The organism is Pseudomonas alkylphenolica, from assembly GCF_004025535.1.
GTDB classification, from domain to species: domain Bacteria; phylum Pseudomonadota; class Gammaproteobacteria; order Pseudomonadales; family Pseudomonadaceae; genus Aquipseudomonas; species Aquipseudomonas alkylphenolica_A.
In genome coordinates this window covers 106,459-131,074 of sequence record NZ_QJRG01000038.1, presented here as the reverse complement: position 1 = coordinate 131,074, position 24,616 = coordinate 106,459, and the positions used below count along the sequence as shown (strand labels likewise).

The window sequence follows — 24,616 nt, the reverse complement described above, 5'->3', positions numbered from 1 at the left end:
TGTCACTCCGCCGGCAGAGGCAGACGTTGGCCGGCCATCAACAGCGTCAACCGCGCGAGGCTGGTCCAGGGCGAGCCTTGGGCCTGGCCCTTGATCTGCGCATCGATGCGCTGGGCATCCTGCAACAGTTGGCTCCATCGCTGCGCCGAAAGGCGCTGCAGGGCTTTGCTCATCAGGGGTTTGCGCTTGTCCCAGACCGGTGGCCTGGCCTGGCTGAAAGCCTTGTCCAGCGGCACGCCCTGGCTGTATTGCTGGGCAAGCCCCGCCAGTACCCGCAGTTCACGGGCCAGGGCCCAGAGAATGACCGGTGGTTCGACGCCTTCGCCGCGCAGGCCTTCGAGCATGCGCAGGGCGTGAGCGGCCTCGCCGTTGAGAATGGCATCGACCAGACCAAACACGTCAAAACGCGCGCTGTCGGCAACTGCCGCCTGCACGGTTTCAAGCGTAATCTGATTGCCTTCGGCCAGCAGCTTGAGCTTCTCTATTTCCTGGGCTGCGGCCAACAGGTTGCCTTCAACCCGGGCGGCGATCAGGTCCACCGCATCGCGCTGGGCAGACAGTCCCGCCTGCGACAGGCGCTGGTTGATCCACTGTGGCAACTGCTGGGCGTCGACGGGCCAGATCTGGATGAACTGGACATCCTGGCCCTCGATCAGCGCCTTGCCCCACTTGGTTTTCTGCGCACTGCCATCGAGCTTGGGCAAGCTGATCAGCAGCAGGGTGTCTTCGGCGGGGCGCGAGCAGTATTCGATCAGCGCTGCGGCGCCCTTGTCACCGGGTTTGCCGGAGGGCAAGCGCAACTCCAGAAGGCGGCGCTGGGCAAACAGTGACAGGCTGGCACCGGCCTGGAGCAAGGTGCCCCAGTCGAAGTTGGCATCGGCACTGAACACCTGACGTTCGTCGAAACCTTGCTGGCGGGCGGCGGCGCGCACAGCATCGGCGGCCTCCTGGCACAGTAGCGGATCATCGCCACTGATCACATAGACCGGCGCAAGGCTGCCTTGCAGGTGTTTGTTAAGCTGGGCAGGAGTGAGTTTCATAGGGGCAGACGGGGCACCGAAGTGCCCCGTTCAATCTCACTGGATTGGCAGTTGCAGAGGCGACTGCTGAGGCGTTTCGTCCTGGGCGCGGCGGGCCGCTTCCTGGGCCTGGGCTTCGGCTTTGGCACGCTCGTCGGCTTTGAGTTGCAGTTGCTCGAGTTGCGCCGGAGTCAGCAGTTGCAGACGTACCATCATGTTCTGCACCAGGTTGCGGCGCATTTCATTACGGGTTTGCAGGGCGCTCTGGGTGGAGCCGGTAATGTTGTTGCCGTCATACACGTAGACCTGACGGACTTCGATCTTGTCGTTCAGCAGGTTGGCACTGTTGAGGCCATTGATGCTGTAGTTCAGCACGGTGGTCAGCTCGTACTCGGCGGAGCGTCCGGAGCCGCCTGCGTAGGTGGCGGCACGCTGGGTCTCGACTTCGCTGGTCAGGACCAGCTCGTACGGTGCGCCGGCATGTACGTTGACGCCGCTGCTTTGCAGGGCCTGGCGCATCTGGGTCACGGTTTCGCCGTAGGCGTTGCGTGCGCTCAGGTCCAGTTCCTTGATCGACATTTCGTTGGTGCCGGTACCACGCAGCTGGAAACCGCAGGCACTGAGCATCACAGCCAGGCCCATTACCAGCAGATTGCGTTTGATCATCTTGTTGCTCCCTTGTGGGCCGATTCTGTGTACCGGCCCGCTGTTCAGGCGGGCCGGTAATCCTTTCAGTTGGCGACGATGTTGACCAGCTTGCCCGGTACCACGATGACCTTGCGGATGCTCAGGCCTTCGGTGAAGCGCAGCACGTTTTCGTTGCTGCGGGCCGCGGCTTCGACGTCTTCACGGCTGGCTCCCGCCGGCATTTCAATCTGGCCGCGCAGCTTGCCGTTGACCTGGATGACCAGCACGATGCTGTCCTGAACCAGGGCGCTTTCGTCTACTGCAGGCCAACCGGCGTCGATAACGGCACCCTGGTGGCCCAGGCGATGCCACAGCTCGTGGCTGATGTGCGGGGTGATCGGCGCGAGGAGCAGGGCGACCGTTTCCAGGCCCTCCTGCAGCAGGGCGCGGTCTTGTTCGCTGGCTTGCGGGGCTTTCTCCAGCACGTTCATCAGGGTCATCACCTGGGCGATGGCGGTGTTGAACTTGTGGAACTGGCCGACATCGGTGCTGGCCTGTTTGATGGCCGCGTGAATGGAGCGACGGACCACCTTCTGTGCATCATCCAGCGCGGCAATGTCGAGCTTGCCCGGCAGACCCTGGCTGATGTGGGCCTGAGCCAGGCGCCAGACGCGACGCAGGAAGCGGTTGGCACCCTCAACGCCGGAGTCGGACCATTCCAGGCTCATGTCGGGCGGCGAGGCGAACATCATGAAAAGGCGGCAGGTGTCGGCGCCGTAGGCTTCGATCATGGCCTGCGGGTCAACGCCGTTGTTTTTCGACTTGGACATCTTTTCGGTGCCGCCGATCTCGACCGGCAAGCCGTCGGTTTTCAGGCGGGCGCCGATGATCTTGGCCTTGGCATCACGCTCGACTTCGACGTCGGCCGGGTTGAACCAGTCCTTGCCACCGTTGCTGGCAACGCGGTAGTAGGTTTCGGCAACCACCATGCCCTGGGTCAGCAGGTTCTTGAACGGCTCGTTGGAGGTCACCAGGCCTTCGTCACGCATCAGCTTGTGGAAGAAGCGCGCGTAAAGCAGGTGCAAGATGGCGTGTTCGATACCGCCAATGTACTGATCGACCGGCAGCCAGTGGTTGGCCGCTTTCGGATCGACCAGGCCACCCTCGTAGTTCGGCGAGGCGTAACGGGCGAAGTACCAGGACGACTCGACGAAGGTGTCCATGGTGTCGGTTTCGCGCTTGGCTGCCGTGCCACATTTAGGGCAGGTGCACTCGTAGAACTCAGGCATGCGGGCCAATGGCGAGCCTGCGCCGTCCGGCACCACATCCTCAGGCAGCTTGACCGGCAGCTGGTCTTCAGGCACCGGCACGTCGCCGCAGGAAGGGCAGTGGATGATCGGGATCGGGCAGCCCCAGTAGCGCTGACGGCTGATGCCCCAGTCGCGCAGGCGGAACTGGGTGCGGGATTTGCCCAGGTCTTTCTTGATCAGGGCGACTTCCATGGCGTCGAACGCACCCGGGAAGTCCAGGCCGTCAAACTCACCGGAATTGATCAGCACGCCGTGTTCGCCACAGGCAGGGTCCCACTCGGCAGCGACTTCGTCGCCCAGGCTGGTACGCACCACGGCCTTGAACGGCAGGTTGTACTTCTTGGCGAATTCGAAATCGCGCTCGTCGTGCGCCGGAACAGCCATTACTGCGCCATCGCCGTAGTGCATCAGTACGTAGTTGGCGACCCATACCGGCAGTTTTTCGCCGGTCAGTGGGTGCAGCACGAACAGCGAAGTGGCCAGGCCTTTTTTCTCCTGGGTGGCAACGTCGGCTTCGGCGACGCTGCCGCTCTTGCATTCATCAATGAACGCTTGCAGCTCGGGGTTGCCCTGGGCGGCCTGGGTGGCCAGCGGGTGCTCGGCGGCAACGGCCACGTAAGTGGCGCCCATCAGGGTGTCCGGACGGGTGGTGAAGACTTTCAGTGCTCCGGCGTGGCCAATGCTGGCCTGGTCGAAGGGGAACTGTACTTCCATGCCACGGGACTTGCCGATCCAGTTGCGCTGCATGGTCTTGACCTGTTCAGGCCAGCCCGGCAGCTCGTCGAGGCTTTCCAGCAGCTCGTCGGCATAGTCGGTGATCTTGAAGTAGTACATCGGAATTTCGCGCTTCTCGATCAGCGCGCCCGAACGCCAGCCGCGGCCGTCGATGACCTGCTCGTTGGCCAGTACGGTCTGGTCGGCCGGGTCCCAGTTCACTGTACCGTTTTTACGGTAGATCACGCCTTTTTCGAACAGGCGGGTGAACAGCCACTGTTCCCAGCGGTAGTAGTCCGGCTTGCAGGTGGTGACTTCACGCGACCAGTCGAAGGCCAGGCCCAGGCTCTTGAGCTGGGTCTTCATGTACTCGATGTTTTCGTAGGTCCACTTGGCCGGCGCGACATTGTTTTTCATCGCGGCGTTTTCGGCCGGCATGCCGAAGGCGTCCCAACCCATTGGTTGCAGGACATTCTTGCCCTGCATGCGCTGGTAGCGGGCGATCACGTCGCCGATGGTGTAGTTGCGCACGTGGCCCATGTGTAGCTTGCCGCTCGGGTACGGGAACATCGATAGGCAGTAGTAAGACTCCTTGCCTAGTTGTTCACTGACTTCAAAGGACTTTTGCTCGTCCCAGAAGGACTGGGCGGCGGCTTCGATTTCACGGGGCTGATAGAGTTCGTGCATGGCTACTTTGCGCTTAGAGATGAGAGACCTTATCCAGGCAGCGGGAAAACCGCTGCATCGGCAATCCGGTGTCGAAATGGTGAACGGCCTAGCATACATGACCCCTGTCCATCGAGGGAAACCCTGATTGCACCGGTAGAGCTGCTGCGGGCCGTTGGTCGCTGGGTCCGGCTGCTTTTGTGAGTGGCGCTAAGCTCACATTTGGGGGGAGATATTTTATCTTCAATGAGGTGAACGGATGGGAGAGTCGCAGCAACAAGTAACGAAACCTGAGCTTTACGAACGGCTGATCGATCGTCTGGGGCTCGCCCTGGAAGTCGCCAGGACGTCTGTTCGGTTACGCGATGAAGTGCCTGCTGAATTGGAACTGCGGGGCCTGAGCCGCGCAGAGTTCGATGTGATCAAGGCCTATCTGGATTCTCTACCAGAGGGCAGGCATGGATGCGCTGGCGCACAGCTATCACCGGAGCCAACCCCTTCAGCCAGTGTAGTCTGGCTCAAGGACCAAAAGCGCTCCACTACCCGGGCAAAATCCAGGACGCTGCGATTCAAGTAGCCGTTCGGACCCCCAGACGCAAAGCGGAGTGCGTCCCCTTGAAAAACCGGATGATCGGCGCCTGGCTATTGTTGCCAGGTGCCGATCCTCTTAGGCTGGCCACCTCCATGGAGGTGTCCCGTGCCTGTTCGCTATCTCATCAAACAATTGCTGCTCCCGCCTGGCGTCCTGTTCCTGTTGCTTATCGCTGCCTGGTGGCTGCGGCGCTCCTGGCCGCGCTTGTCCGCTGGCTGCTTTGTGCTGGGGCTCGGTGGCCTGTGGCTGATGAGCCTGCCGGTTGTCGTCGAGCGTTCGGCACGCGCTCTGGAGACCGAGCCCGCTTTGAACCCGGCGCATTGGGCGCAGCTGGCGCAGCAGGCCGATGCCATTGTCATCCTTGGCGCAGGGCGTGAGCGGGGAGACCCTGCTTGGGGACTTGCAGACCAACCCACAGGGGTGGCCATGGAGCGCATGCGCTATGCCGCGCAACTGGCAAAGGCCTCGGGATTGCCGCTGCTGACCAGTGGCGGGCTGCACTACGGTACCCCGCCCAGCGAGGCGCAATTGATGGCTGATGCGTTGCAGCGTGACCTGGGCGTCAGTGTGCGCTGGAAGGAGGAGCGCAGCCGCACGACCTGGGAAAACGCCCGGATGAGCGCCGAAATCCTGCAGCCGCTGGGCATCAAGCGCGTGGTGGTGGTTACCCAGGCCTGGCACATGCAGCGCTCGCGCTGGAGCTTTGAACAGGCGGGATTTGAAGTGGTGCCGGCGCCAGTCGGCTTTCTGGGGCGCGAGCATGCCCGGCCATTTGGCGGCTGGTTACCGGAAAGCAAGTCTATCTGGCAGAGTGGCCAACTGCTCAATGAAGCCGTTGGCCTGCTCGGTTACCGCTTGTTCTATTAAACGGTCTTGGCGATCCGGCTGGCCAGCAGGGCCCAGCCGAACAACAGCACGCAGACAATCAGCAACGGCCAGGAGCGCCATTGCAGGTACGGCGTGAGCTGCTGCATGGGCACCACTTCACCGTAGAGAATGCCGCGCTCGAACTGCGGGATCTGTGCGGTGATGCGCCCGAACGGGTCGATCAGGCCGGTAACGCCATTGTTGGTGGCACGAATCATCCAGCGCCCGGCTTCCAGTGCCCGCATCTGGGCCATCTGCAAGTGCTGCAGGGGGCCGATCGAGGTGCCGAACCAGGTGTCGTTGCTGATGGTCAGGAGCAGCTCGCTACGCGCTGCCAGGCTTGCGGCGAACTCCGGGTAGACCACTTCGTAGCAGATGTACGGGGCAATCTGATAACCCTTGGCCTGCAGCAATGTCTGGTCCGCGGGGCCGCGGGCAAAGTCCGACATGGGCAGGTCGAAGAAGGCAATCAGGCCACGGAGCATGTCCTGCAGCGGGACGTACTCGCCAAACGGCACCAGCTTTTGCTTGAGGTAGGTGCCATCGCCTTCGCCGGTCACGGTAATGCCGTTGTAGTAACGACGCTGGCCATGCACCACTTCGCGCACCGGCAAGCCGGTAATCAGTGCCGAATGACGTTCGCCGGCGAAGTTGCCCATCATGTCCAGGTAGCCTTGCGCCTGGTCCTTGAGGATCGGCACCGCTGTTTCCGGCCACACCAGCAGGTCAACGGGTTTTGAGCTGAAGCTCATGTCCCGGTACAGGGCCAGCTGGGCATTGACGTGTGCAGGATTCCACTTCATCTCCTGTTCGACGTTGCCTTGCAAGGCCGCCACTGTCAGTGGTTTGCCGGCCGGTTCGGTCCAGGCATGGTGCTTGAGCGCCAGGCCCAGCGCCCACGGGGCAATCAACAGAACGATGGCCACTGCCAGGAACGAGGTGCGCGCACGCAGGCGCGGCAGGTTGCATAGCAGCGCCGCAGACAATGCCAGGCAGAAGGAAATCAGCCACATGCCGCCGACTGGGGCCAGGCCAGACAGCGGGCCATCAAGCTGGCTGTAACCGGAGTACAGCCAGGGGAAGCCGGTGAGGAACCAGCCACGGAAAGCTTCCTGGCCGACCCACAGGGCGGCAAAGCACAGGGCGTCGGCCAATGGCGCTTCATTGCGGCGTAGCCAGCGCGCCCAGACCCAGGCCGGCAGGGCGAAGAACCAGGCAATGGCAGCAAAAAACGCAACCAGCAAGCCGGTCGCCAGCAAGGGCGTGGCACCGCCATAGGTATTGATGCTGACGTAGATCCAGCTGGTGCCGGCGGCGTACAGGCCAAAACCAAAGCACCAGCCGCGCCCCAGGGCCTGGCGTGGGCTGAGGTCGCGCAGACCGAGGTAGAACAGGCCGGCCGCCAGCAGTGCCAGTGGCCAGATGTCGAATGGCGCGAGGGCCAGAGTGGTGAGTGCACCGGCCGCCACGGCCAGCAGGTTACCGGGCCAGCCGGGGCGGGTGATCCAGCGCATGGTTGTCCTTAACGGGTGATAGGGGTCAGTCGCAGCAAATGGATCCGGCGGCTGTCGGCATTGAGAATGCGGAAACGGTACGGACCGATCTCGGTAGTCTCGTTACGCTTGGGCAGATGGCCGAACGCGCTCATGACCAGGCCGCCAACGGTGTCGAACTCATCGTCGGAGAACTGGCTGTCGAAGAACTCGTTGAAGTTCTCGATCGGGGTCAGCGCCTTGATCAGGAAGTCACCGCTTGGCAGCGGTTTGATGTAGCTGTCTTCCTCGACGTCGTGTTCGTCCTCGATGTCGCCGACGATCTGCTCCAGCACGTCTTCGATGGTCACCAGGCCCGCCACGCCGCCGTATTCGTCGATGACGATGGCCATGTGGTTGTGGTTGGCGCGAAACTCGCGCAGCAGCACGTTCAGTCGCTTGGACTCGGGCACGAAGGTGGCCGGGCGCAGCAGGTCCTTGATGTTGAAGCTGTCACCGTTCTCCTTGAGGATCAGCGGCAACAGGTCTTTTGCCAGCAACACACCCAGCACGTCGTCGTGGCTTTCACCTACCACCGGGTAGCGCGAGTGCGCGGCGTCGATCACCGCCGGCAGGAATTCGCGTGGCGACTGCGTGGCCTTGATGCTGATCATTTGCGAGCGCGGGACCATGATGTCACGTACTTGCAGGTCGGCCACCTGAATGGCGCCTTCGACAATGGTCAGCGCCTCGCTGTCGAGCAGCTTGTTCTGATGGGCTTCGCGCAGCAGCTCAAGCAGCTCCTGACGGTTTTTCGGCTCGTGGGCAAAAGCTTGGGTCAGTTTGCCCAGCCAGGACTTTTGCCCGTTGCTCGATCGATCTTCGCTCATGGCGGTTACTCGTGATCCTTTGCAGATTTCAGTGTTGGGGTGCTTCGAATTCGTCGTCGGCATAAGGGTCCGGATGACCCAGTTCTGCAAGCAACTCTCGTTCCAGTGCTTCCATTTCTTCGGCCTCATCGTCTTCGATGTGGTCGTAGCCCAGCAGGTGCAGGCAGCCGTGAATCACCAGGTGGGCCCAATGGGCTTCCAGCGACTTGCCCTGTTCGGCTGCCTCGCGCTCGACCACAGCGATACAGATCACCAGGTCGCCCAGCAACGGGATGTCGAGCATGTCGTCAGGAACATCGGCGGGGAAGGACAACACGTTAGTGGCGTAGTCCTTGTGCCTATAGGTGTGATTGAGTTCACGGCCTTCGGCTTCATCCACCAGACGGATGGTCATTTCCGAGTCGGCTGTGCGGTGGCGCAGGGCCAGCTCACACCAGCGGCGGAACTGTTGTTCGTCGGGGTGCGGGGCATCGCTTGCCAGCTGTAGATCGAGCTCAAGCATCGCGTTTTTTGCCTTCGCTGTTATCCACAGGGCGGTTTTCGAAGCGCTCGTAAGCTTCGACGATGCGCTGCACCAAAGGATGGCGGACCACGTCTTTGGGCAGGAAGTGGGTAAAGCTGATACCCGGTACATCCTTGAGTACTTCGATCACGTGTGCCAGGCCCGACTTCGTGCCGCGTGGCAGATCGACCTGGGTGATGTCGCCGGTGATCACTGCGGTGGAACCGAAGCCGATACGGGTCAGGAACATTTTCATCTGTTCGACCGTGGTGTTCTGGCTTTCATCGAGAATGATGAAGCTGTTGTTCAGTGTGCGACCGCGCATGTACGCCAGCGGGGCGATCTCGATCACCTGGCGCTCGATCAGCTTGGCCACGTGTTCAAAGCCGAGCATCTCGTACAGGGCGTCGTACAGCGGGCGCAGGTACGGGTCGATTTTCTGTGCCAGGTCACCGGGCAGGAAGCCGAGCTTTTCGCCCGCTTCGACCGCCGGTCGCACCAACAGAATGCGCCGCACCTGTTCGCGTTCCAGGGCATCGACAGCGCAGGCGACGGCGAGGTAGGTCTTGCCGGTACCGGCCGGACCGATGCCGAAGTTGATGTCGTTGCCGAGAATCTCCTTCACGTAGCGCTGCTGGTTCAGGCCGCGCGGACGAATCATACCCTTGCGCGTGCGCAGGGAAACACTGACTTCGTTGACTGCGGGATTTTCCAGCTCCTGGACCGCCGACTCCTGCAGGAACAGGTGGACCATTTCCGGCGACAGCTCGGTGGCCTTGGTCTCACGGTAGAGACGGCGCAGCAGTTGCTCGGCAGAGGAGGTGTGCCTGGGTTCGCCGATCAGTTCGAATTGATTGCCGCGATTGCGGATTTCGATGGCCAGGCGCTGTTCGATCAGGCGCAAGTGCTCGTCGAACTGCCCGCACAGGTTGGCGAAGCGATGGGCCTCGAAGGGCTCGAGGATGAAACGATGAGGTTCTATGGGTGCGTTCAAGGTTGTTTTTCAGCCGCCCGACGGCAATGGATATGGACTCAAGGATAACCCTAGCCGCTGCAGGGCGAAAGCGCTGAAACGATCAAGGGTCGCCGGGCCACTGTTGCGGCCCGGTTGGACAGGTCACTGCGCCAGCGAGCCGAACAGCGAATGCGGGCGTGCGTCGTCAATATGGATGTCGACGAACTGGCCGATCAGTTTCGGATTGTCGCAGCGGAAGTTGACGATACGGTTATTCTCGGTGCGGCCCTGCAACTGGCCGGGGTCGCGCCGTGAATAATCGGTGACCAGGATGCGCTGGATCGTCCCGACCATTTGTCGGCTGATCTCGAAGCCCTGGGTGTCGAGGCGATGCTGCAAGGCCTTGAGCCGCTCCTTTTTCACCTCTTCCGGGGTGTCGTCGGGCAGGTCGGCGGCCGGTGTGCCCGGGCGCTGGCTGTAGACGAAGGAATAGGAGAAGTCGAAACCGACGTCGGCCACCAGCTTCATGGTTTGCTCGAAGTCTTTCTCGGTTTCCCCCGGGAAACCGATGATGAAGTCGGAGCTGATGCAGATGCCCGGCACGGCGGCCTTGAGCTTGCGCAGCTTGGACTTGTACTCGAGCACGGTGTGGTTGCGCTTCATCGCGGCCAGCACGCGGTCGGAGCCCGACTGCACGGGCAGGTGCAGGTGTTTGACCAGCTCGGGGACCTCGGCGTGGGCCTGGATCAGGCTGTCGGAAAATTCCAGCGGGTGCGAGGTGGTATAGCGGATGCGGTCGATACCATCGACGGCTGCCACTACGCGGATCAGCTCGGCGAGGTCCGCCAGTCGGCCGTCGTGGGTCTGGCCGCGATAGCCGTTGACGTTCTGCCCCAGAAGGGTGATTTCACGCACACCGTTTTCAGCCAGGTGAATGACTTCGGACAGCACATCGTCGAACGGTCGGCTGACTTCTTCACCGCGGGTGTAGGGCACCACGCAGAAGGTGCAGTACTTGCTGCAGCCTTCCATGACCGAAACATAGGCGGTCGGCCCATCGATACGCGGTTCCGGCAGATGGTCGAACTTCTCGATTTCCGGAAACGACACGTCAACCTGAGGCAGGCGTGTGGTGCGTGCGGCATCGATCATTTCTGGCAGCCGGTGCAGCGTTTGCGGACCGAATACCACATCGACATAAGGCGCGCGCTTGCGGATCGACTCGCCTTCCTGGCTGGCCACGCAACCACCGACAGCGATGACCATGTCCGGGTTCATGTCTTTCAATTCGCGCCAGCGACCCAGCTGGGAGTAAACCCGGTCCTGGGCGCGCTCGCGGATTGAGCAGGTATTAAGCAGGATCACGTCGGCATCTTCGGCACGAGCAGTGACCTCCAGGGCTTGATGTTCGCCCAGCAGGTCGACCATGCGCGAGCTGTCGTACTCGTTCATCTGGCAGCCGTGGGTTTCGATGTAAAGCTTCTTGGCCATGGGAGATCATCAGGTAATTCGAATAACCGCGCATTATAGGGGGGCGGGGCGGTTGATCCTAGCGTTGTCGGTCTGGGGGCTATGTTATAGTTTGCGCCATCTTTACAACCTGTGATTGTTCCCGCCGAAATGACCAAACGCGAAGCGCCTATCTACAAAGTGATCTTTCTCAACCAGGGTCAGGTGTTCGAGATGTACGCCAAGCAGATCTACCAAAGCGATCTGTGGGGCTTTCTTGAAATTGAAGAATTTGTTTTTGGTGAGCGCACCCAGGTGGTGGTCGATCCGAGCGAAGAAAAGCTCAAGGCGCAATTCGAAGGCGTGGTACGCAGCTTCGTGCCCATGCACTCGATTGTGCGTATCGATGAAGTAGAGCGTCTGGGTACGCCGAAAATCAGTGAAGCGCGCGGTGTCAGCAACGTGATGCCGTTTCCGATGCCAATGCCGGAAAAGTAAGCGCAGACTCAGGGGAGTGGCGAGAACGGCGTACGGCCTTCGGCTGTTTGCAGCTCCAGCAGGTATTTGCGGAAGATTTGTCCCAATACCTGGGTGGCCACTTCCAGATCTTCCCGCGGCATCTGCTCAGACACCTCATCAGCCAGGTCCAGCGCGTCTTCGGCGCCGTTGACCGCGGCCATCTTCAGCACGATGTAGGCCTGCACATTGTTGGCTGCAACCCCTTCACCCTTGAAGAACATGGTTCCCAAACGGTACTGGGCCTGGGCGTGGCCTTGCAGCGAGGCCTGCTCGAAGTAGCTCAGGGCCTGCTTGAGGTCCCGTGGGGTATTGGTGCCTTCATAGTAGAACTCACCCAGCTCGTATTGAGCTTGTGCATCGCCGCTTTGCGCAGCCTGCTGGCACGCCGCCAGGGCCTGGGGCAGGTCTTCTGGCTGGGAATTGAGGGTGCAGCGGCCCGTTGCCGGAATCAGCAACGAGTTACCGCCTGCCAAGGCCAGCAGGGGCTGAAGAAGCAACAGGCAGCCCAGGGCAAGGGCGCGGCCGGTGCGGTTCATGGGGATCGACTTACCTCTGCAAAGCTGCGGCCAAAGTGTCTGGTGGCACATTATGGGATAAGCAGCGCCTACCTTACAAAGTCTTTACTCGATTTTCTGCTTGTAGGAGCGGATTCATCCGCGATGGGGCGCAAAGCGCCCCCCTTTATTGGAAGTGGAGACAACGTTGTCGTCCATCGCGGGAGGGCGGCGGACCGATGATCCGCTCCTGCAGACAGTATCAGCCCTTGAGCTTGGCGAACGCCCGCTCGGCGGCATCCAGGGTGATCTTCAGCTCGGCTTCGCCGTGGGCGATCGAGGTGAAACCGGCCTCGAAGGCGCTCGGCGCCAGGTACACGCCGCCTTCAAGCATCAGGTGGAAGAAACGCTTGAAGCGATCGGCATCGCTGGCCATCACATCGTCGAACGTAACGATGTCGTCGGCGCCGCTGAAGTACAGACCGAACATGCCACCCGCCTGGGTGGTGACGAACGGAATGCCAGCAGCATCGGCGCGCTGCTGCAGGCCATCGAGTAGGCGGCTGGTGTAGGCGCTGAGCTCGTCATGGAAGCCCGGGCGGCTGATCAGCTTCAGGGTGGTCAGGCCGGCGGCCATGGCCAGCGGGTTGCCCGACAGGGTGCCGGCCTGGTAGACCGGGCCCAGCGGCGCGATCTGTTCCATGATGGCACGCTTGCCGCCGAAGCAGCCCACCGGCATGCCGCCGCCGACGATCTTGCCGAAGGTCGACAGGTCGGGGGTGACGCCGTAGTGCGCTTGTGCGCCGCCCAGGGCTACGCGGAAACCGGTCATCACTTCGTCGAAGATCAGTACCACGCCGTGCTTGTCGCACAGGGTGCGCAGGCCTTCAAGGAAGCCCGGCGCCGGCGGCACGCAGTTCATGTTGCCGGCAACAGGTTCAACGATGATGCACGCCACGTCCTGGCCAACTTTGGCAAGCATGCTCTCGACGGCGGCGATGTCGTTGAACGGCAGGGTCAGGGTGTGTTTGGCAAATGCCGCCGGCACGCCTGCGGAGCTCGGTACGCCCTGGGTCAGCAGGCCGGACCCGGCTTTGACCAGCAAGCTGTCGGAGTGCCCGTGGTAGCAACCTTCGAACTTGATGATGCTGTCGCGGCCAGTGTAGCCACGGGCCAGGCGGATGGCGCTCATGGTGGCTTCGGTGCCGGAGCTGACCATGCGCACCATTTCCATTGACGGCACGATCGAGCAGACCAGGTCGGCCATCTCGGTTTCCATCGCGGTCGGCGCGCCATAGGACAGGCCGTGCTCCAGCTGCTTGCGCACCGAATCGAGGACATCCGGGTGGCTGTGGCCGAGAATCATCGGCCCCCAGGAACCGACATAGTCGACGTAACGCTTGTCATCTTCGTCGGTGACGTAGGCACCTTCGGCATGTTTGAAAAACAGGGGCGTGCCGCCAACGCTCTTGAACGCCCGTACCGGCGAGTTGACACCCCCGGGGATGTGTTTTTGGGCGTTGGCAAACAGGGTTTCGGAACGAGACATGATGGGCTCTCTCAATCAGGCAGATGCATACAGGGCGTTGAAGGCGCGCGCACGACGGGTCACTTCTTGCGTGCTGTCGGCGCCGAACAGGCCATGAATCACCGCCAGCAGGTCGGCGCCATGGGCGACCAGCGGGGCGGCGTTGTCCAGGGTGATGCCGCCGATCGCACAGATCGGCAGTTTGAGCCGGGTGCGGGCGAGGTCCAGCAAGGCGGTATCCGCCGTCGGTGCGCCCGGTTTTGTCACGGAATTGAAGAAGCGACCGAAGGCGACGTAGCTGGCACCTTCGTGGGCAGCTTGTTCGGCCAGCGCGAGGTCGGCGTGGCAGGTCGAGCCAACGATCGCTTCGCGCCCGAGCAGGGTACGTGCCGGCGTCAGCGGGCCATCGGTCTGGCCCAGGTGTACGCCGACGCCCAGGCGTGCGGCCAGCTCGGCGTCGTCGTTGATGATCAGGCGGGTCTTGTAGCGGCTGCACAGGTCAGCAAGGGCCTCGGCTTCGCGCAGACGGCGCGCCTCGTCCTGGCTTTTGTCACGGTATTGCAACAAGGTCACGCCACCGTCAAGGGCGGCTTCGACATAAGGTAGAAACCTGCCCGCCAACAGTTGACTGTCGGTAATGGCATACAGACCGCGTAGCTTCATCAAGGGGCCTCGGGCTCAGGAACAGAAATCCAGGGGTAGACGACGTGGCACGAATTGGCCTTTACCCAGTTGTTCGGCGTCGCGCAGGGTGCGCCAGGTGTAGTCCAGGGCTGAGCGTACTGCACTGTGCAGCTGTTCACCCAGTGCCAGGCGTCCGGCGAGGGCGCTGGCCAGTGTGCAGCCCGAGCCGTGATAGCTGCCGGGCAGGCGCTGGCAAGTCCAGGTGTGGCGTTGGCCGTCGCGGCTGTACAGGCGGTTGTGGATTTCGTGCTCGTCGCCGTGACCACCGGTGATCAGCAGGTGTCTGACAAAAGGCAGGAGTTTTTCGGCGCATTCGTCGGCGCTGCCATCCGGCAGCTCGGCCAGGATGCGGGCTTCGGGCAGGTTCGGAGTGGCGATGGTGGCCAGGGGTAGCAGGCGTTCGCGCATGGCGTAGCCGACTTCGTCCTTGCCTAGGCGGCCACCGCCGCCCGCGCGCAATACCGGGTCGCAGACCAGCGGCAGGTGCGGATGGGCGCTGAGCAGTTCGACGACGGTATCGACCATTTCAAGCGAGCCGAGCATGCCCAGCTTGACTGCGGCTACCGTCGAGTCGGCAAGCACGGCATTGGCCTGGGCCAGTACCCACTCGCGGTCAAGCACGCGGAAGTCGCTGACATTGACAGTATCCTGAACAGTCAGGGCGGTCACCGCGGGGGCGGCGTGACAACCTTGGGCGATCAGGGCTTCGATATCTGCCTGCAAGCCGGCGCCGCCACTGGGGTCGTGGCCGGAGAGACAGAGGACAACGGGGCGGGAGCTGTAGGTATTCATGGTGCGCGAGCTTACCATCAAACGCTTTTGTCGCGTCTGCCCCTGAATCCGGTTTTTTTGATCAAGTGGTCAGGAAATTATTTTGTTTTCTTCTGAAAGTAGCGTACTAGAGCCTTCGGTTCTAAATTTTCAGTGGCTTATTGCCACCCTGAAAAGCTATGCTAGAGTGCTCGAATATACCGATAACGGTTACTGCCGGATCGCGTCGCCTCAAACGGACAGGAGGCTAGCGCGACACGACCGGTACAGACCATGCTGGGGCTGTATGCGCTATTTGCTGATTGTTGTGCTGGGCTGGTTACCACTGCTGGCCGCAGCGGTCGATTTCGACGACTCAACGCGCAGCCTGCCCTTGGGCCGGGTGATGCATGTGTTTGAAGACCGTGATGGCAATGCCAGCATTGCACAGGTCAGTGCCCCTTCGTTCAGCGAGCATTTTCGCCCGCATCAGGCCGATGTATTGAATGCCGGGTATTCGACCTCGGTATTCTGGATCCGGCTCGACTTGCGCTACACCGCCAAACCGTCGGCCACGCCGCGAAGCTGGCTGCTGGAACTGGCCTATCCGCCGCTTGATCATCTGGAACTTTACCTGCCCGATAGTGCTGGCGGCTTTTACCTGGCGCAACGCACCGGCGATGCACTGCCGTACTCCAGTCGTCAGATTGAACAGAACAACTACCTCTTCGAATTGCCGTTCGTCCCCGGGCATACCACCACGGCCTATCTGCGCCTGCACAGTCAGGGCTCGGTGCAGGCACCGCTGACGTTATGGTCGACCGAGGCCTACCTGGAAGCGCAGCCGACCCGACTTTACGTGCTCGGCCTGATCTACGGCGTGCTGTTGGGGATGCTGGTCTACAACCTGTTCATCTACCTCAGCGTCCGCGACACCAGTTACCTTTATTACATTCTCTATATTGCCTCGTTCGGTCTGTACCAGGTGTCGGTCAACGGTGCTGGCGTGGCGTATTTCTGGCCTGACAATCCCTGGTGGGCCAACGCGTCGACACCGCTGTTCATCGGCGCCGCCGGGCTGTTTGGTTGCCAGTTCGCGCGCAGCTTCCTGCGCATGGCTCAGCACAGTCGCGCCTTCGATGGCCTGCTCAAGCTATTGATGGTCAGTGGCGGCGTGGTCATGTTGCTGTCGCTGGTCAGCAGCTACGGGCTGGCCTTGCGCCTGGCCACGGCCCTGGCGTTGCTGTTCACCGTGAGCATCTTTGCCGCCGGCCTGTATGCCTGGTGGCGCGGTATGCGCGTCGCGCGTTATTTCATCATTGCCTGGTCGGCCTTTTTGCTTGGCGGTCTGGTCAATACCTTGATGGTGCTGGGGTACCTGCCCAATGTCTTCCTGACGATGTACGCCAGCCAGATCGGCTCGGCACTGGAAGTCGGTTTGCTCTCGTTGGCGCTGGCTGACCGCATCAACACCATGCGCAACCAGCAGGCGCAGGCATTGCGCGAAACCGGGCGGGCGCTGGAGATGCTCAACCAGCAGCTGGCCAACAGCAACCGTTTGAAAGATGAGTTCCTGGCCACCGTGACCCATGAACTGCGCACACCGATGAATGGTGTGATCGGTTCGCTGGAGCTGATGCAGACGGTGTCCATGGACCGTGAACTGGCCCAGTATCAGCACACCGCCAGTGCCGCCGCCCAGGACATGATGGGCATGGTCGACGACATTCTGATCCTCACCGAGTTGCAGGCCGGTCGCCTCAGTGCGCAGAACGCGCCGTTCGCCTTGCGCGGGTTGTTGCAGGAATTGCGTGCCAAATACGCGGCCGCTGCACTGAGCAAAGGGCTGTACCTGAACCTCGACGCACCTGCCGACCTGCCTGAAATGCTCATTGGCGACCGGCACAAGCTGGCCTTGTGCCTCGGTTACCTGCTCGACAACGGCATCAAGTTCACCCATCAGGGCGGTGTCATGTTGCAGGTGCGTGGTCGCCTGCAAGGGCCGGACGTACTCGGCCTGAGCATCAGTGTCAGCGACAGCGGTATCGGCTTTGACCGCCTGGCCGAACCCGGTCTGTACCAGCGGTTCTTCCAGGTCGATGGCTCGATGAGTCGCCAGTACGGTGGCCTGGGCATTGGTCTGGCGATCTGCCGGCAGCTGGCCGAACTGATCGGCGCACGTTTGCAGCACGAGTCGAATCCCGGGCAGGGCAGCCGTTTTGAACTGGGCTTGAGCCTGGCGCTGAGTCAACCGCAGGCCCTGTCCAGGCAAGGGCTAAATCGCGGGTAGTTAGGCGTTTTTGTCACTTTGACCGGGGGGCGCGGCGTGATTCACTGAATTCACGTTCTGACTCAGGAAGCCCCTCGATGAACCTCCACCAGTACGCTGAAACCCACGATGTCACCAACCAGCCGCCCTCGCTGGACGGCGCCAACCTCTACCGCATCGACCTGCCGCTGCAGCAATGGTCGCGGTACTTTGGTGCAGGCTGGGCCGAGGAGCGGATTGATGCGTATGGCGCACTGGCCGGTGGGCCGCTGATGGCGGCGGGCTTTCTGGCCAACCAGAACAAACCGCAATTCAGCAGCCATGACCGCTACGGTCACCGTATCGATCTGGTGGAGTTTCATCCGGCTTATCACGAGTTGATGCGCACCGCCATCGAGCATGGCTTGCCGTCGCTGCCCTGGGTCGAGCCCCGCGAGGGTGCACACGTTGCCCGGGCTTCCATGACCTACCTGCACAGCCAGGCGGAAGCCGGCAGTGGCTGCCCGCTGACCATGACCTTTGCCGCGGTACCTGCGCTCAAGCTGCAACCGGAGCTGGCCGAATACTGGCTGCCCAAGGTGCTGGCCACCGAATACGACCCGCGCAATGTCGGCGACCGGCACAAGGTCGGAGTGACCCTGGGCATGGCCATGACCGAGAAGCAGGGCGGCACCGATGTGCGGGCCAACACCACCCGAGCCTACGCGGTTGGGGCAGCGGGGCCGGGGCAGGCGTACGAGTTGGTCGGGCACAAATGGTTCTGCTCGGCGCCAATGTGTGACGCCTTCCTCACCCTGGCCCAGACCGACAAGGGCTTGAGCTGTTTTCTGCTGCCTCGGCACCGCCCGGACGACACGCGCAACCAGTTCTATATCCAGCGCTTGAAGAACAAGCTGGGCAACTGCTCCAACGCCTCCAGCGAAGTCGAGTTCCGTGGCGCCCTGGCCTGGATGATTGGCGAAGAAGGCCGCGGCGTGCCCACCATCATTGAAATGGTGGCGATGACCCGCTTTGACTGTATGGTCGGCTCCAGTGCCTTGATGCGCCAGGCCTTGACCCAGGCTGCTCACCACTGCGCACACCGCCAGGTCGGCGGACGCTTGCTGGCCGAGCAACCGTTGATGCAGAACGTGCTTGCCGACCTGGCCCTGGAAAGCGAAGCGGCACTGGCCCTCAGTCTACGCATGGGACGCGCCCTGGATCAGCCAGATGATCAGCAGCAGGCGAAGTTCGCCCGCCTGGTGACGGCGGTGGGCAAGTACTGGATCTGCAAGCGCGCCCCGGCCATGATCAACGAGTCCGCCGAATGCATGGGCGGTGCCGGGTATGTCGAAGACAGCATCCTGCCGCGCTTGTACCGCGAGGCGCCGGTCAACTCGACCTGGGAGGGTTCGGGCAATGTTCAGTGCCTGGATGTGCTGCGCGCCCTGTCCAAGGAGTCCGGTGTGCTGGATGTGTTGTTCGACGAGCTCGGCGACGGCCACGGTGACCCACGCCTGGCAGTGCATATCGGCAACCTCAAGGCTGCCTTTGCCGACACCGGTGATATCCAGTACCGCGCCCGCCAGTTGACCGAAGACATCGCCTTGGCCCTGCAGGCCAAGCTGTTGCTCGAAGCTGGCAACGCGACGATCAGCGATGCCTTTATCGGCAGTCGCCTGAGCGGCAGCGGCCGGGTTTACGGGGTGTTGCCGCGCGGGGTGAATGTTGGCGAACTGGTGGCACGTGCGACGCCAAACTGGCCGCTCTAATAGGCGTGCCTTTGCCTGAATATGTAGGCAAGATGAGCGTATGCATGCCAGACAGGAAGTACATTGTGAGCCGTACTGATGAAGCCTTCGTTGTCGTAGAAACCGCCGAGCAGGCCGTCGATCGTTTGGCGGCCCTGCACGAGAAATCCACCGCGGCCCTGAGCCAGGCGCTCAAACGCTACCTCAAGGACCGCACCGAGCCGAATGCCGAAGAGCGGGCCTTGTTCCGCTACCCGGAACTGCGCCTGACCTACGAATACCATGGCGAAGTACCGGCCATCACCCGTGCCTACGCCAAGGTCCAGCTGCCAGGCACCTACAGTGTCACTGTGACCCAGCCCGCGGCTTTTCGCGGTTACCTGCTGGAGCAACTCAAGCCGTTGATGCGCGACTTCACCGTCACCGTCGAAGTGGGCGTCAGTCAGCAGAACATTCCTTACCCCTACGTGGTCGAGCAGGGCGACGAGCTGGCCGGTAGTGGCATCACCGCGGCCGCGCTGGCGCGGGTATTCCCCAGCACCGATCTCTCGGCCGCCACCGATGGCATCGCCGACGGCCTGTACGATTGGGCCAACGTCGATCCATTGCCGTTGGCGCTGTTTGATGCGGCGCGGGTGGACTTTTCCTTGCGCCGCCTTGTGCATTACACCGGTAGCGACTGGCGCCATGTGCAGCCGTGGATTTTGCTGACCAACTACCACCGTTATGTCGACCAGTTCGTCACCCATGGCCTGGAGCAGTTGCGCGATGACCCGCGCTTCGTGCGGATGGTTCTGCCTGGCAACGTGATTATCGAAAAGAGCATGGACAACGGTGAGGCCCAGGCCCTGGTAGCCGGTGTGGTCTGGCACCGTTACCAGATGCCGGCGTACCACCTGATCGCCGCCGACGGTGATGGCATTACGTTGGTCAACATCGGTGTCGGCCCGTCCAACGCCAAGAACATCACCGATCACCTGGCGGTGCTGCGTCCGCATTGCTGGCTGATGATCGGTCACTGCGGTGGTTTGCGTCAGTCGCAAACCATCGGTGACTACGTACTGGCTCACGCGTATATGCGCCGTGATGGCATCCTTGATCGCGTGGTACCGCCGCATATTCCGATTCCAGCCTTGGCCGAGGTGCAACTGGCCCTGCAGGAGGCGGCAGCACAGGTGACGGGTGAGCGCGGCGACGAGCTGAAAAAGCGTCTGCGCACCGGCACCGTGCTGACCTATGACGACCGCAACTGGGAGTTGCGCTGGGCCCAGGAGCGTCCGCTGATCAATCTGTCACGGGCCGTGGCGGTTGATATGGAAAGCGGCACTATCGCCGCCCAGGGCTATCGCCTGCGTGTGCCTTACGGCACCTTGCTGTGCGTATCGGACAAACCGCTGCACAGCGAGATCAAGTTGCCGGGCGCGGCCAATGCGTTCTACAACCGGGCGGTCAGCCAGCACCTGAAAATCGGTATTGCCGCACTGGATTTGCTGCGTACCGAGCTGCATTCGCTTCACTCGCGTAAACTGCGCAGTTTCGACGAGCCGCCGTTCCGCTGAGGCCCCATGCCGTTACCCCCACGCTCCAAGCCGCGCCCTGGCGCGGCCAAACCCGCCGGTCCGCGTCGCCAGGCCAAGGCGCCGCCGGCCGAGCCGCGGTTGATCCTGTTCAACAAGCCGTTCGACGTGCTGACCCAGTTCAGCGACGGTGAAGGGCGCGCGACCCTCAAGGACTTTATTGATATTCCCGGCGTGTACCCGGCCGGACGCCTGGACCGCGACAGCGAAGGTCTGCTTCTGCTGACCAACGATGGCCAGCTGCAGGCGCGGATCGCCGACCCCAAGCACAAGCTGGCGAAAACCTATTGGGTGCAGGTGGAGGGTGAGCCGACCGAAGCACAGCTGCAGCAATTGCGCGATGGCGTCCAGCTCAACGACGGGCCAACCTTGCCGGCCCAGGCCCGGGCTCTGGAAGAGCCGCAACTATGGCCACGCAATCCGCCGGTACGCTTTCGCAAGAGCGTGCCGACCAGCTGGCTGGAACTGGTGATCAAGGAAGGACGTAACCGTCAGGTGCGGCGCATGACCGCCGCGGTCGGCCTGCCGACCCTGCGCCTGGTCAGGGTGCGGATCGGCGACTGGACGCTGGAAGGGCTGGATCAGGGGCAATGGCGGGAAGTACCGGCCAGACGCTAAACGCCTTCGATGTAGCCCACGACCACGCTCTTGATGATGAACGCGAGCACGCCCAGGCCCAGCACGAAAAACAGGATGAAGGTGCCGAACTTGCCGGCCTTGGATTTTTTCGCCAGGTCCCAGACGATAAAACCCATGAAACCAATCAGGACGGTGACCAGGATGATCATCATCCACTCTTCGAACAACGCAGGATCCATCGATTCTCTCCGGCAGGTTGAGGCGCGCAATTATACGCCCCGTCTGCCGGTCTGACTAACGCAGGTGCGTCAACGGTAGTTCAGTGCTGGCCAGCACCTGGTTGAGCACGAAGCTTGAACGCACGCTTGTCACCCCTTCGATGCGGGTCAGGTGCCCGAGCAGTAGCTTCTGATAATGGTCCATGTCGGGTACCACGACTTTCAGCTGGTAGTCGGCGTCCATCCCGGTGACCAGGCTGCACTCCAGTACTTGGGGCAGGTTGCGGATGGCGGCCTCGAAGGTCTCGAAGCGTTCCGGGGTATGCCGGTCCATGCCGATCAGTACATAGGCGGTCAGGCTCAGGCCGAGCTTCTTGCGATCGAGCAGGGCCACCTGGCGGGCAATGTAGCCGTCGTCTTCAAGCTGCTTGACCCGGCGCGAGCACGGCGAGGGTGACAGGCCGATGCGTTCGGCCAGCTCCTGGTTGGAGATGCGCGCATCGCGCTGCAATTCGGCAAGAATGCTCAGGTCGTAACGGTCCAGTTTGCTCATGGCACAGGCCTTTTCTGTTTCAATTGCTGTGAATTATCAATCCTTGGGTAAAAATTGCGCAAGTGCTATTTGTATGAGCAATCTTCGCAATCCGCTGCTGCCGTTGCAGTCGTATTCTTATACCCAGAATCACTGCCCGGACATCAGTCCAGTGCAGCTGGCCTTATCGGGGCAGCTGCGGCCAGCAACCCGACAGGGTTGTGCTCGGCCCCCGGGCTACACACTGTTCACAAGACAGCGTGAGGTGAGCCGGCGTCACAAGCGTCGAGCACGGACAAAATTCTCAAAGGGAGGCCTCAGGGTCTCCCTTTTTTAATGCCTGCATTTTTTCATCTCGGCGCTGATACCCCGGCTCTGGCAGCCTGATAGATTGTTGGTAGAACCCGCTGCGGGTTTTCCAGTCTTATCCACAGGCCCATCTCAACGGTCCGAGAGGAACAACATGAAGTCGCGCATCTGGTGTCTGGCCGGTGTTGGTTTGTTGTGCATCAGCATCAACCTGCAGGCATTGGCCGAAGGACAAGGGGGCCCCCATGACGGGCATGGCGGTCAAGGGGCAGAGGTGCAGGGTACATCGCCGTTGCAGTCACGTCCGGACGAGGTCCGCCAGACCCAGCCACCGCGTACCGGCTACTACCAGGACATTCCCCGGCACAACAATGGCAACCGCTATTACCAGGCGGGTGGCCCAGAGCAACGGCCGCAGGGCGATAACTGGCCGGGGCGGCCAGACGGGCATGGCAATGGCTGGGGAAGCGGGCCGCGCTATCAGCCAGGCCAGGTGATTGACCAGTTTCCCGATCAGTACTGGCGGGTGCCATACCGTGGTGACGAATACTTTTATTCCGGTGGCTACTGGTACCGTCCGCAAGGGCCGCGTTACGTAGTGGTAGCGCCGCATTACGGCATGCGGGTGGCTTACCTGCCGGACTATGCCCGCGAAGTATGGGTCGCCGATTCGCTGTTCTTCCTGGTTGCCGGTACCTATTACCAGTACCTGCAAGACAGCAACGAATACGTGGTGGTCAATCCGCCGATCGCCAGTGCGGTGCCCCAGCCAATGGAAAATGACTACGACGTGGTGGCCAATCCGGTGTCCGGCCAAAGCCCGGAGCAGGCCGACCGGGATCGCTATGAGTGCCACCGTTGGGCGGTGCAGCAAAGCGGATTCGATCCGGCAAAAGCCACCTATGCGCCTGCTTTGCAAGTAACTGAAGGCTACCGCCAAGCGCTGCGGGCTTGCTTAAGCGGGCGGGGCTACAGCGTTAACTGATAGACGATGCCGCGCCGGTTCAGCTCACTGGATCGGCATGCACCAGCACTTCAGCACGCGGGTACTTGGCATGAATGGCGGCCGCCGCTTGATCGCACAGCGCATGTGCTGCGGTCAGCGGCAGGTCGCCGGGCAGTTCCAGGTGCAGCTGGACAAACCAGTGGCTACCGGAAACGCGTGTGCGCAAGTCATGAGCACCGCGCACGCCAGGGACGCTGCAGGCCAGCTTGAGCATCTGCTCGCTGATATCGCCGGGCAGTTCCTGGTCCATCAGGATCGACGTACTTTCCCGGGCGATCTGCAGGGCGCTCCAGAGGATGTACAGCGCGATGCCAAGGCCGAAGAACGCATCCAGTTGTGGCCAGCCCAGACGCGCCAGGATCAAGGCGACGAGGATGCTGCCGTTGAGCAGCAGGTCGGATCGGTAGTGCAGTGAGTCAGCGCGTACCGCCGTGGAACCGGTGATACGAATGACTTTGGCCTGGAGCACCAGCAACGCCACAGTCAGCGCCAGCGACAACAGCATCACGGCAATGCCGATGGCGGTATCGCCCAGTGGCTGTGGATCGCGCAGGCGTTCTATCGCCTGCACACTGATCAGCACGGCACTGGCACCGATGAACAGCGCCTGCGCCATGCCGGCCATGGCCTCGGCCTTGCCGTGACCGTAACGGTGATCGTCATCGGCCGGGCGTAAGGCGTAATGCACCGCCAGCAGGTTGAGAAACGACGCGACCCCGTCGAGCACCGAGTCGGTCAACCCGGCCAGCAGGCTCACCGAACCGCTGAGCCACCAGGCCACCGCCTTGGTCAGGACCAGAATGCTGGCCACCGCCAGCGAGGCGCGGGTGGCCAGGCGTAGCAGGCGTTGATGTTCAGTAGACGGGGTCATTCTGCCAGGCGCTTCCCGAGTGGTTTCAGGCGGCAGGCTTCAGGCCGTACATCGCCAACTGCTCGACACTGCCTGTGTGCTGGATCAATCGCGGGTCGTTCAGCGGCAGGCGCTGGCCGAGTTCGCTTTCGAGAATGGCCTGCAGCTTGCTGTTGTCGACCTTGCCATCGGCGCTGATTGCCTCGCGGAGCTTTTCCGGCGCCACATGCGCAGTCTGACTTGACGGCAGGTAGATGGCGCCGGTGGCGAAATCGACACCAAAGGCGATCAGGCCGGGGATCACGTAGAACAGGATACCGATGGCGTCGAGGGCAACGATCACCGGGTCGACCTTGCCTTCAATCTGACCGCGTCGCTCAGGGTAGAACAGCGTCCCGCAGGCCGAGAGTTGAGTCAGCAGGGTGGCGACCACAACGCCGCCGATGAGACGAGAAGGAATACGCATGGATATCTCCGCAATGAAGGCCATAACGATACAGGCAAAGAG

24 protein-coding genes are annotated in these 24,616 nt (G+C 61.9%); 8 read left to right on the top strand and 16 right to left on the bottom strand.

Annotated elements, in window-relative coordinates:
* Positions 1-2 precede the first annotated feature (2 nt).
* The 3 genes from holA to leuS all read right to left on the bottom strand — a co-directional run bounded on the left by holA (position 3) and on the right by leuS (position 4,357).
* The gene (gene holA, locus DM813_RS09055) at positions 3-1,040 is read right to left on the bottom strand and encodes a DNA polymerase III subunit delta (protein WP_128323082.1); all 1,038 of its coding nucleotides are present in this window, start codon (positions 1,038-1,040) and stop codon (positions 3-5) included.
* A gap of 36 nt (positions 1,041-1,076) precedes the next feature.
* Positions 1,077-1,685, bottom strand: a complete 609-nt coding sequence (gene lptE / locus DM813_RS09050; RefSeq protein WP_128323081.1) for an LPS assembly lipoprotein LptE — start codon at positions 1,683-1,685, stop codon at positions 1,077-1,079.
* 65 nt (positions 1,686-1,750) lie between these two features.
* Complete coding sequence (gene leuS / locus DM813_RS09045; RefSeq protein WP_128323080.1) at positions 1,751-4,357, bottom strand: leucine--tRNA ligase; 2,607 nt, start codon at positions 4,355-4,357, stop codon at positions 1,751-1,753.
* A gap of 238 nt (positions 4,358-4,595) precedes the next feature.
* Between leuS and DM813_RS28625 the strand changes: the two genes are divergently transcribed.
* Both DM813_RS28625 and DM813_RS09035 read left to right on the top strand, forming a co-directional pair.
* Positions 4,596-4,913: a hypothetical protein gene (locus tag DM813_RS28625; RefSeq protein ID WP_128323079.1), complete on the top strand. Its 318-nt coding sequence runs from the start codon at positions 4,596-4,598 to the stop codon at positions 4,911-4,913.
* A gap of 120 nt (positions 4,914-5,033) precedes the next feature.
* Positions 5,034-5,795, top strand: a complete 762-nt coding sequence (locus DM813_RS09035; protein WP_128323078.1) for a YdcF family protein — start codon at positions 5,034-5,036, stop codon at positions 5,793-5,795.
* On the opposite strand, the gene lnt is transcribed toward DM813_RS09035, so the two are convergent.
* The 5 genes from lnt to miaB form a co-directional block, all read right to left on the bottom strand.
* Positions 5,792-7,309: an apolipoprotein N-acyltransferase gene (gene lnt / locus DM813_RS09030; protein ID WP_128323077.1), complete on the bottom strand. Its 1,518-nt coding sequence runs from the start codon at positions 7,307-7,309 to the stop codon at positions 5,792-5,794. The two genes, DM813_RS09035 and lnt, sit on opposite strands and share 4 nt — an antisense overlap.
* A gap of 8 nt (positions 7,310-7,317) precedes the next feature.
* Complete coding sequence (locus tag DM813_RS09025; RefSeq protein ID WP_028944390.1) at positions 7,318-8,157, bottom strand: HlyC/CorC family transporter; 840 nt, start codon at positions 8,155-8,157, stop codon at positions 7,318-7,320.
* 28 nt (positions 8,158-8,185) lie between these two features.
* Positions 8,186-8,659, bottom strand: a complete 474-nt coding sequence (gene ybeY, locus DM813_RS09020; protein WP_128323076.1) for an rRNA maturation RNase YbeY — start codon at positions 8,657-8,659, stop codon at positions 8,186-8,188.
* Positions 8,652-9,653 carry a PhoH family protein gene (locus tag DM813_RS09015; RefSeq protein ID WP_128323075.1) on the bottom strand — a complete coding sequence of 334 codons (1,002 nt, stop codon included), beginning with the start codon at positions 9,651-9,653 and terminating at the stop codon, positions 8,652-8,654. The genes ybeY and DM813_RS09015 overlap by 8 nt, the downstream gene beginning before the upstream one ends.
* Before the next feature lie 123 nt (positions 9,654-9,776).
* Positions 9,777-11,105, bottom strand: a complete 1,329-nt coding sequence (gene miaB / locus DM813_RS09010; protein ID WP_128323074.1) for a tRNA (N6-isopentenyl adenosine(37)-C2)-methylthiotransferase MiaB — start codon at positions 11,103-11,105, stop codon at positions 9,777-9,779.
* Positions 11,106-11,234: 129 nt separating this feature from the next.
* Here miaB and DM813_RS09005 point away from each other — a divergent pair, with 129 nt between their 5' ends.
* Positions 11,235-11,561, top strand: coding sequence for a DUF1820 family protein (locus DM813_RS09005; RefSeq protein ID WP_038606593.1), 327 nt, complete (start codon positions 11,235-11,237; stop codon positions 11,559-11,561).
* 8 nt (positions 11,562-11,569) lie between these two features.
* Here DM813_RS09005 and DM813_RS09000 read toward each other — a convergent pair whose 3' ends face one another.
* From DM813_RS09000 to DM813_RS08985, 4 genes are all read right to left on the bottom strand, one after another.
* On the bottom strand, positions 11,570-12,118 hold the full coding sequence (locus DM813_RS09000) for a tetratricopeptide repeat protein (RefSeq protein ID WP_128323073.1): 549 nt from the start codon (positions 12,116-12,118) through the stop codon (positions 11,570-11,572).
* 220 nt (positions 12,119-12,338) lie between these two features.
* On the bottom strand, positions 12,339-13,625 hold the full coding sequence (gene hemL, locus DM813_RS08995) for a glutamate-1-semialdehyde 2,1-aminomutase (protein ID WP_128323072.1): 1,287 nt from the start codon (positions 13,623-13,625) through the stop codon (positions 12,339-12,341).
* A 15-nt stretch (positions 13,626-13,640) separates the two neighbouring features.
* The gene (thiE, locus tag DM813_RS08990; protein ID WP_128323071.1) at positions 13,641-14,267 is read right to left on the bottom strand and encodes a thiamine phosphate synthase; all 627 of its coding nucleotides are present in this window, start codon (positions 14,265-14,267) and stop codon (positions 13,641-13,643) included.
* 15 nt (positions 14,268-14,282) lie between these two features.
* Positions 14,283-15,080, bottom strand: a complete 798-nt coding sequence (locus tag DM813_RS08985) for a hydroxymethylpyrimidine/phosphomethylpyrimidine kinase (protein WP_128323070.1) — start codon at positions 15,078-15,080, stop codon at positions 14,283-14,285.
* A gap of 265 nt (positions 15,081-15,345) precedes the next feature.
* On the opposite strand from DM813_RS08985, the gene DM813_RS08980 reads away from it, so the two are divergent.
* The 4 genes from DM813_RS08980 to DM813_RS08965 all read left to right on the top strand — a co-directional run bounded on the left by DM813_RS08980 (position 15,346) and on the right by DM813_RS08965 (position 21,232).
* A complete protein-coding gene (locus tag DM813_RS08980) occupies positions 15,346-17,328 on the top strand; it encodes a sensor histidine kinase (RefSeq protein WP_128323069.1) in 1,983 nt (660 codons plus the stop codon).
* A gap of 77 nt (positions 17,329-17,405) precedes the next feature.
* Positions 17,406-19,058, top strand: a complete 1,653-nt coding sequence (locus DM813_RS08975) for an acyl-CoA dehydrogenase family protein (RefSeq protein ID WP_128323068.1) — start codon at positions 17,406-17,408, stop codon at positions 19,056-19,058.
* 44 nt (positions 19,059-19,102) lie between these two features.
* A complete protein-coding gene (gene amn / locus DM813_RS08970; RefSeq protein ID WP_128323067.1) occupies positions 19,103-20,596 on the top strand; it encodes an AMP nucleosidase in 1,494 nt (497 codons plus the stop codon).
* Between the two features lie 6 nt (positions 20,597-20,602).
* A complete protein-coding gene (locus tag DM813_RS08965) occupies positions 20,603-21,232 on the top strand; it encodes a pseudouridine synthase (protein WP_128323066.1) in 630 nt (209 codons plus the stop codon).
* Here DM813_RS08965 and DM813_RS08960 read toward each other — a convergent pair.
* A complete protein-coding gene (locus DM813_RS08960; protein ID WP_128323065.1) occupies positions 21,229-21,432 on the bottom strand; it encodes a DUF2788 domain-containing protein in 204 nt (67 codons plus the stop codon). The genes DM813_RS08965 and DM813_RS08960 overlap by 4 nt on opposite strands.
* A gap of 55 nt (positions 21,433-21,487) precedes the next feature.
* Positions 21,488-21,964 carry an Lrp/AsnC family transcriptional regulator gene (locus DM813_RS08955; RefSeq protein ID WP_128323064.1) on the bottom strand — a complete coding sequence of 159 codons (477 nt, stop codon included), beginning with the start codon at positions 21,962-21,964 and terminating at the stop codon, positions 21,488-21,490.
* A 442-nt stretch (positions 21,965-22,406) separates the two neighbouring features.
* Here DM813_RS08955 and DM813_RS08950 point away from each other — a divergent pair, with 442 nt between their 5' ends.
* Entirely contained in the window at positions 22,407-23,237 is an 831-nt protein-coding gene (locus DM813_RS08950) for a DUF6515 family protein (RefSeq protein WP_128323063.1), read from the top strand.
* A 19-nt stretch (positions 23,238-23,256) separates the two neighbouring features.
* On the opposite strand, the gene DM813_RS08945 is transcribed toward DM813_RS08950, so the two are convergent.
* Together DM813_RS08945 and DM813_RS08940 are read right to left on the bottom strand one after the other, a co-directional pair.
* Entirely contained in the window at positions 23,257-24,129 is an 873-nt protein-coding gene (locus DM813_RS08945) for a cation diffusion facilitator family transporter (RefSeq protein ID WP_128323062.1), read from the bottom strand.
* Positions 24,130-24,154: 25 nt separating this feature from the next.
* Positions 24,155-24,574: a polyribonucleotide nucleotidyltransferase gene (locus tag DM813_RS08940; RefSeq protein WP_128323061.1), complete on the bottom strand. Its 420-nt coding sequence runs from the start codon at positions 24,572-24,574 to the stop codon at positions 24,155-24,157.
* Between the last annotated feature and the right edge of the window lie 42 nt (positions 24,575-24,616).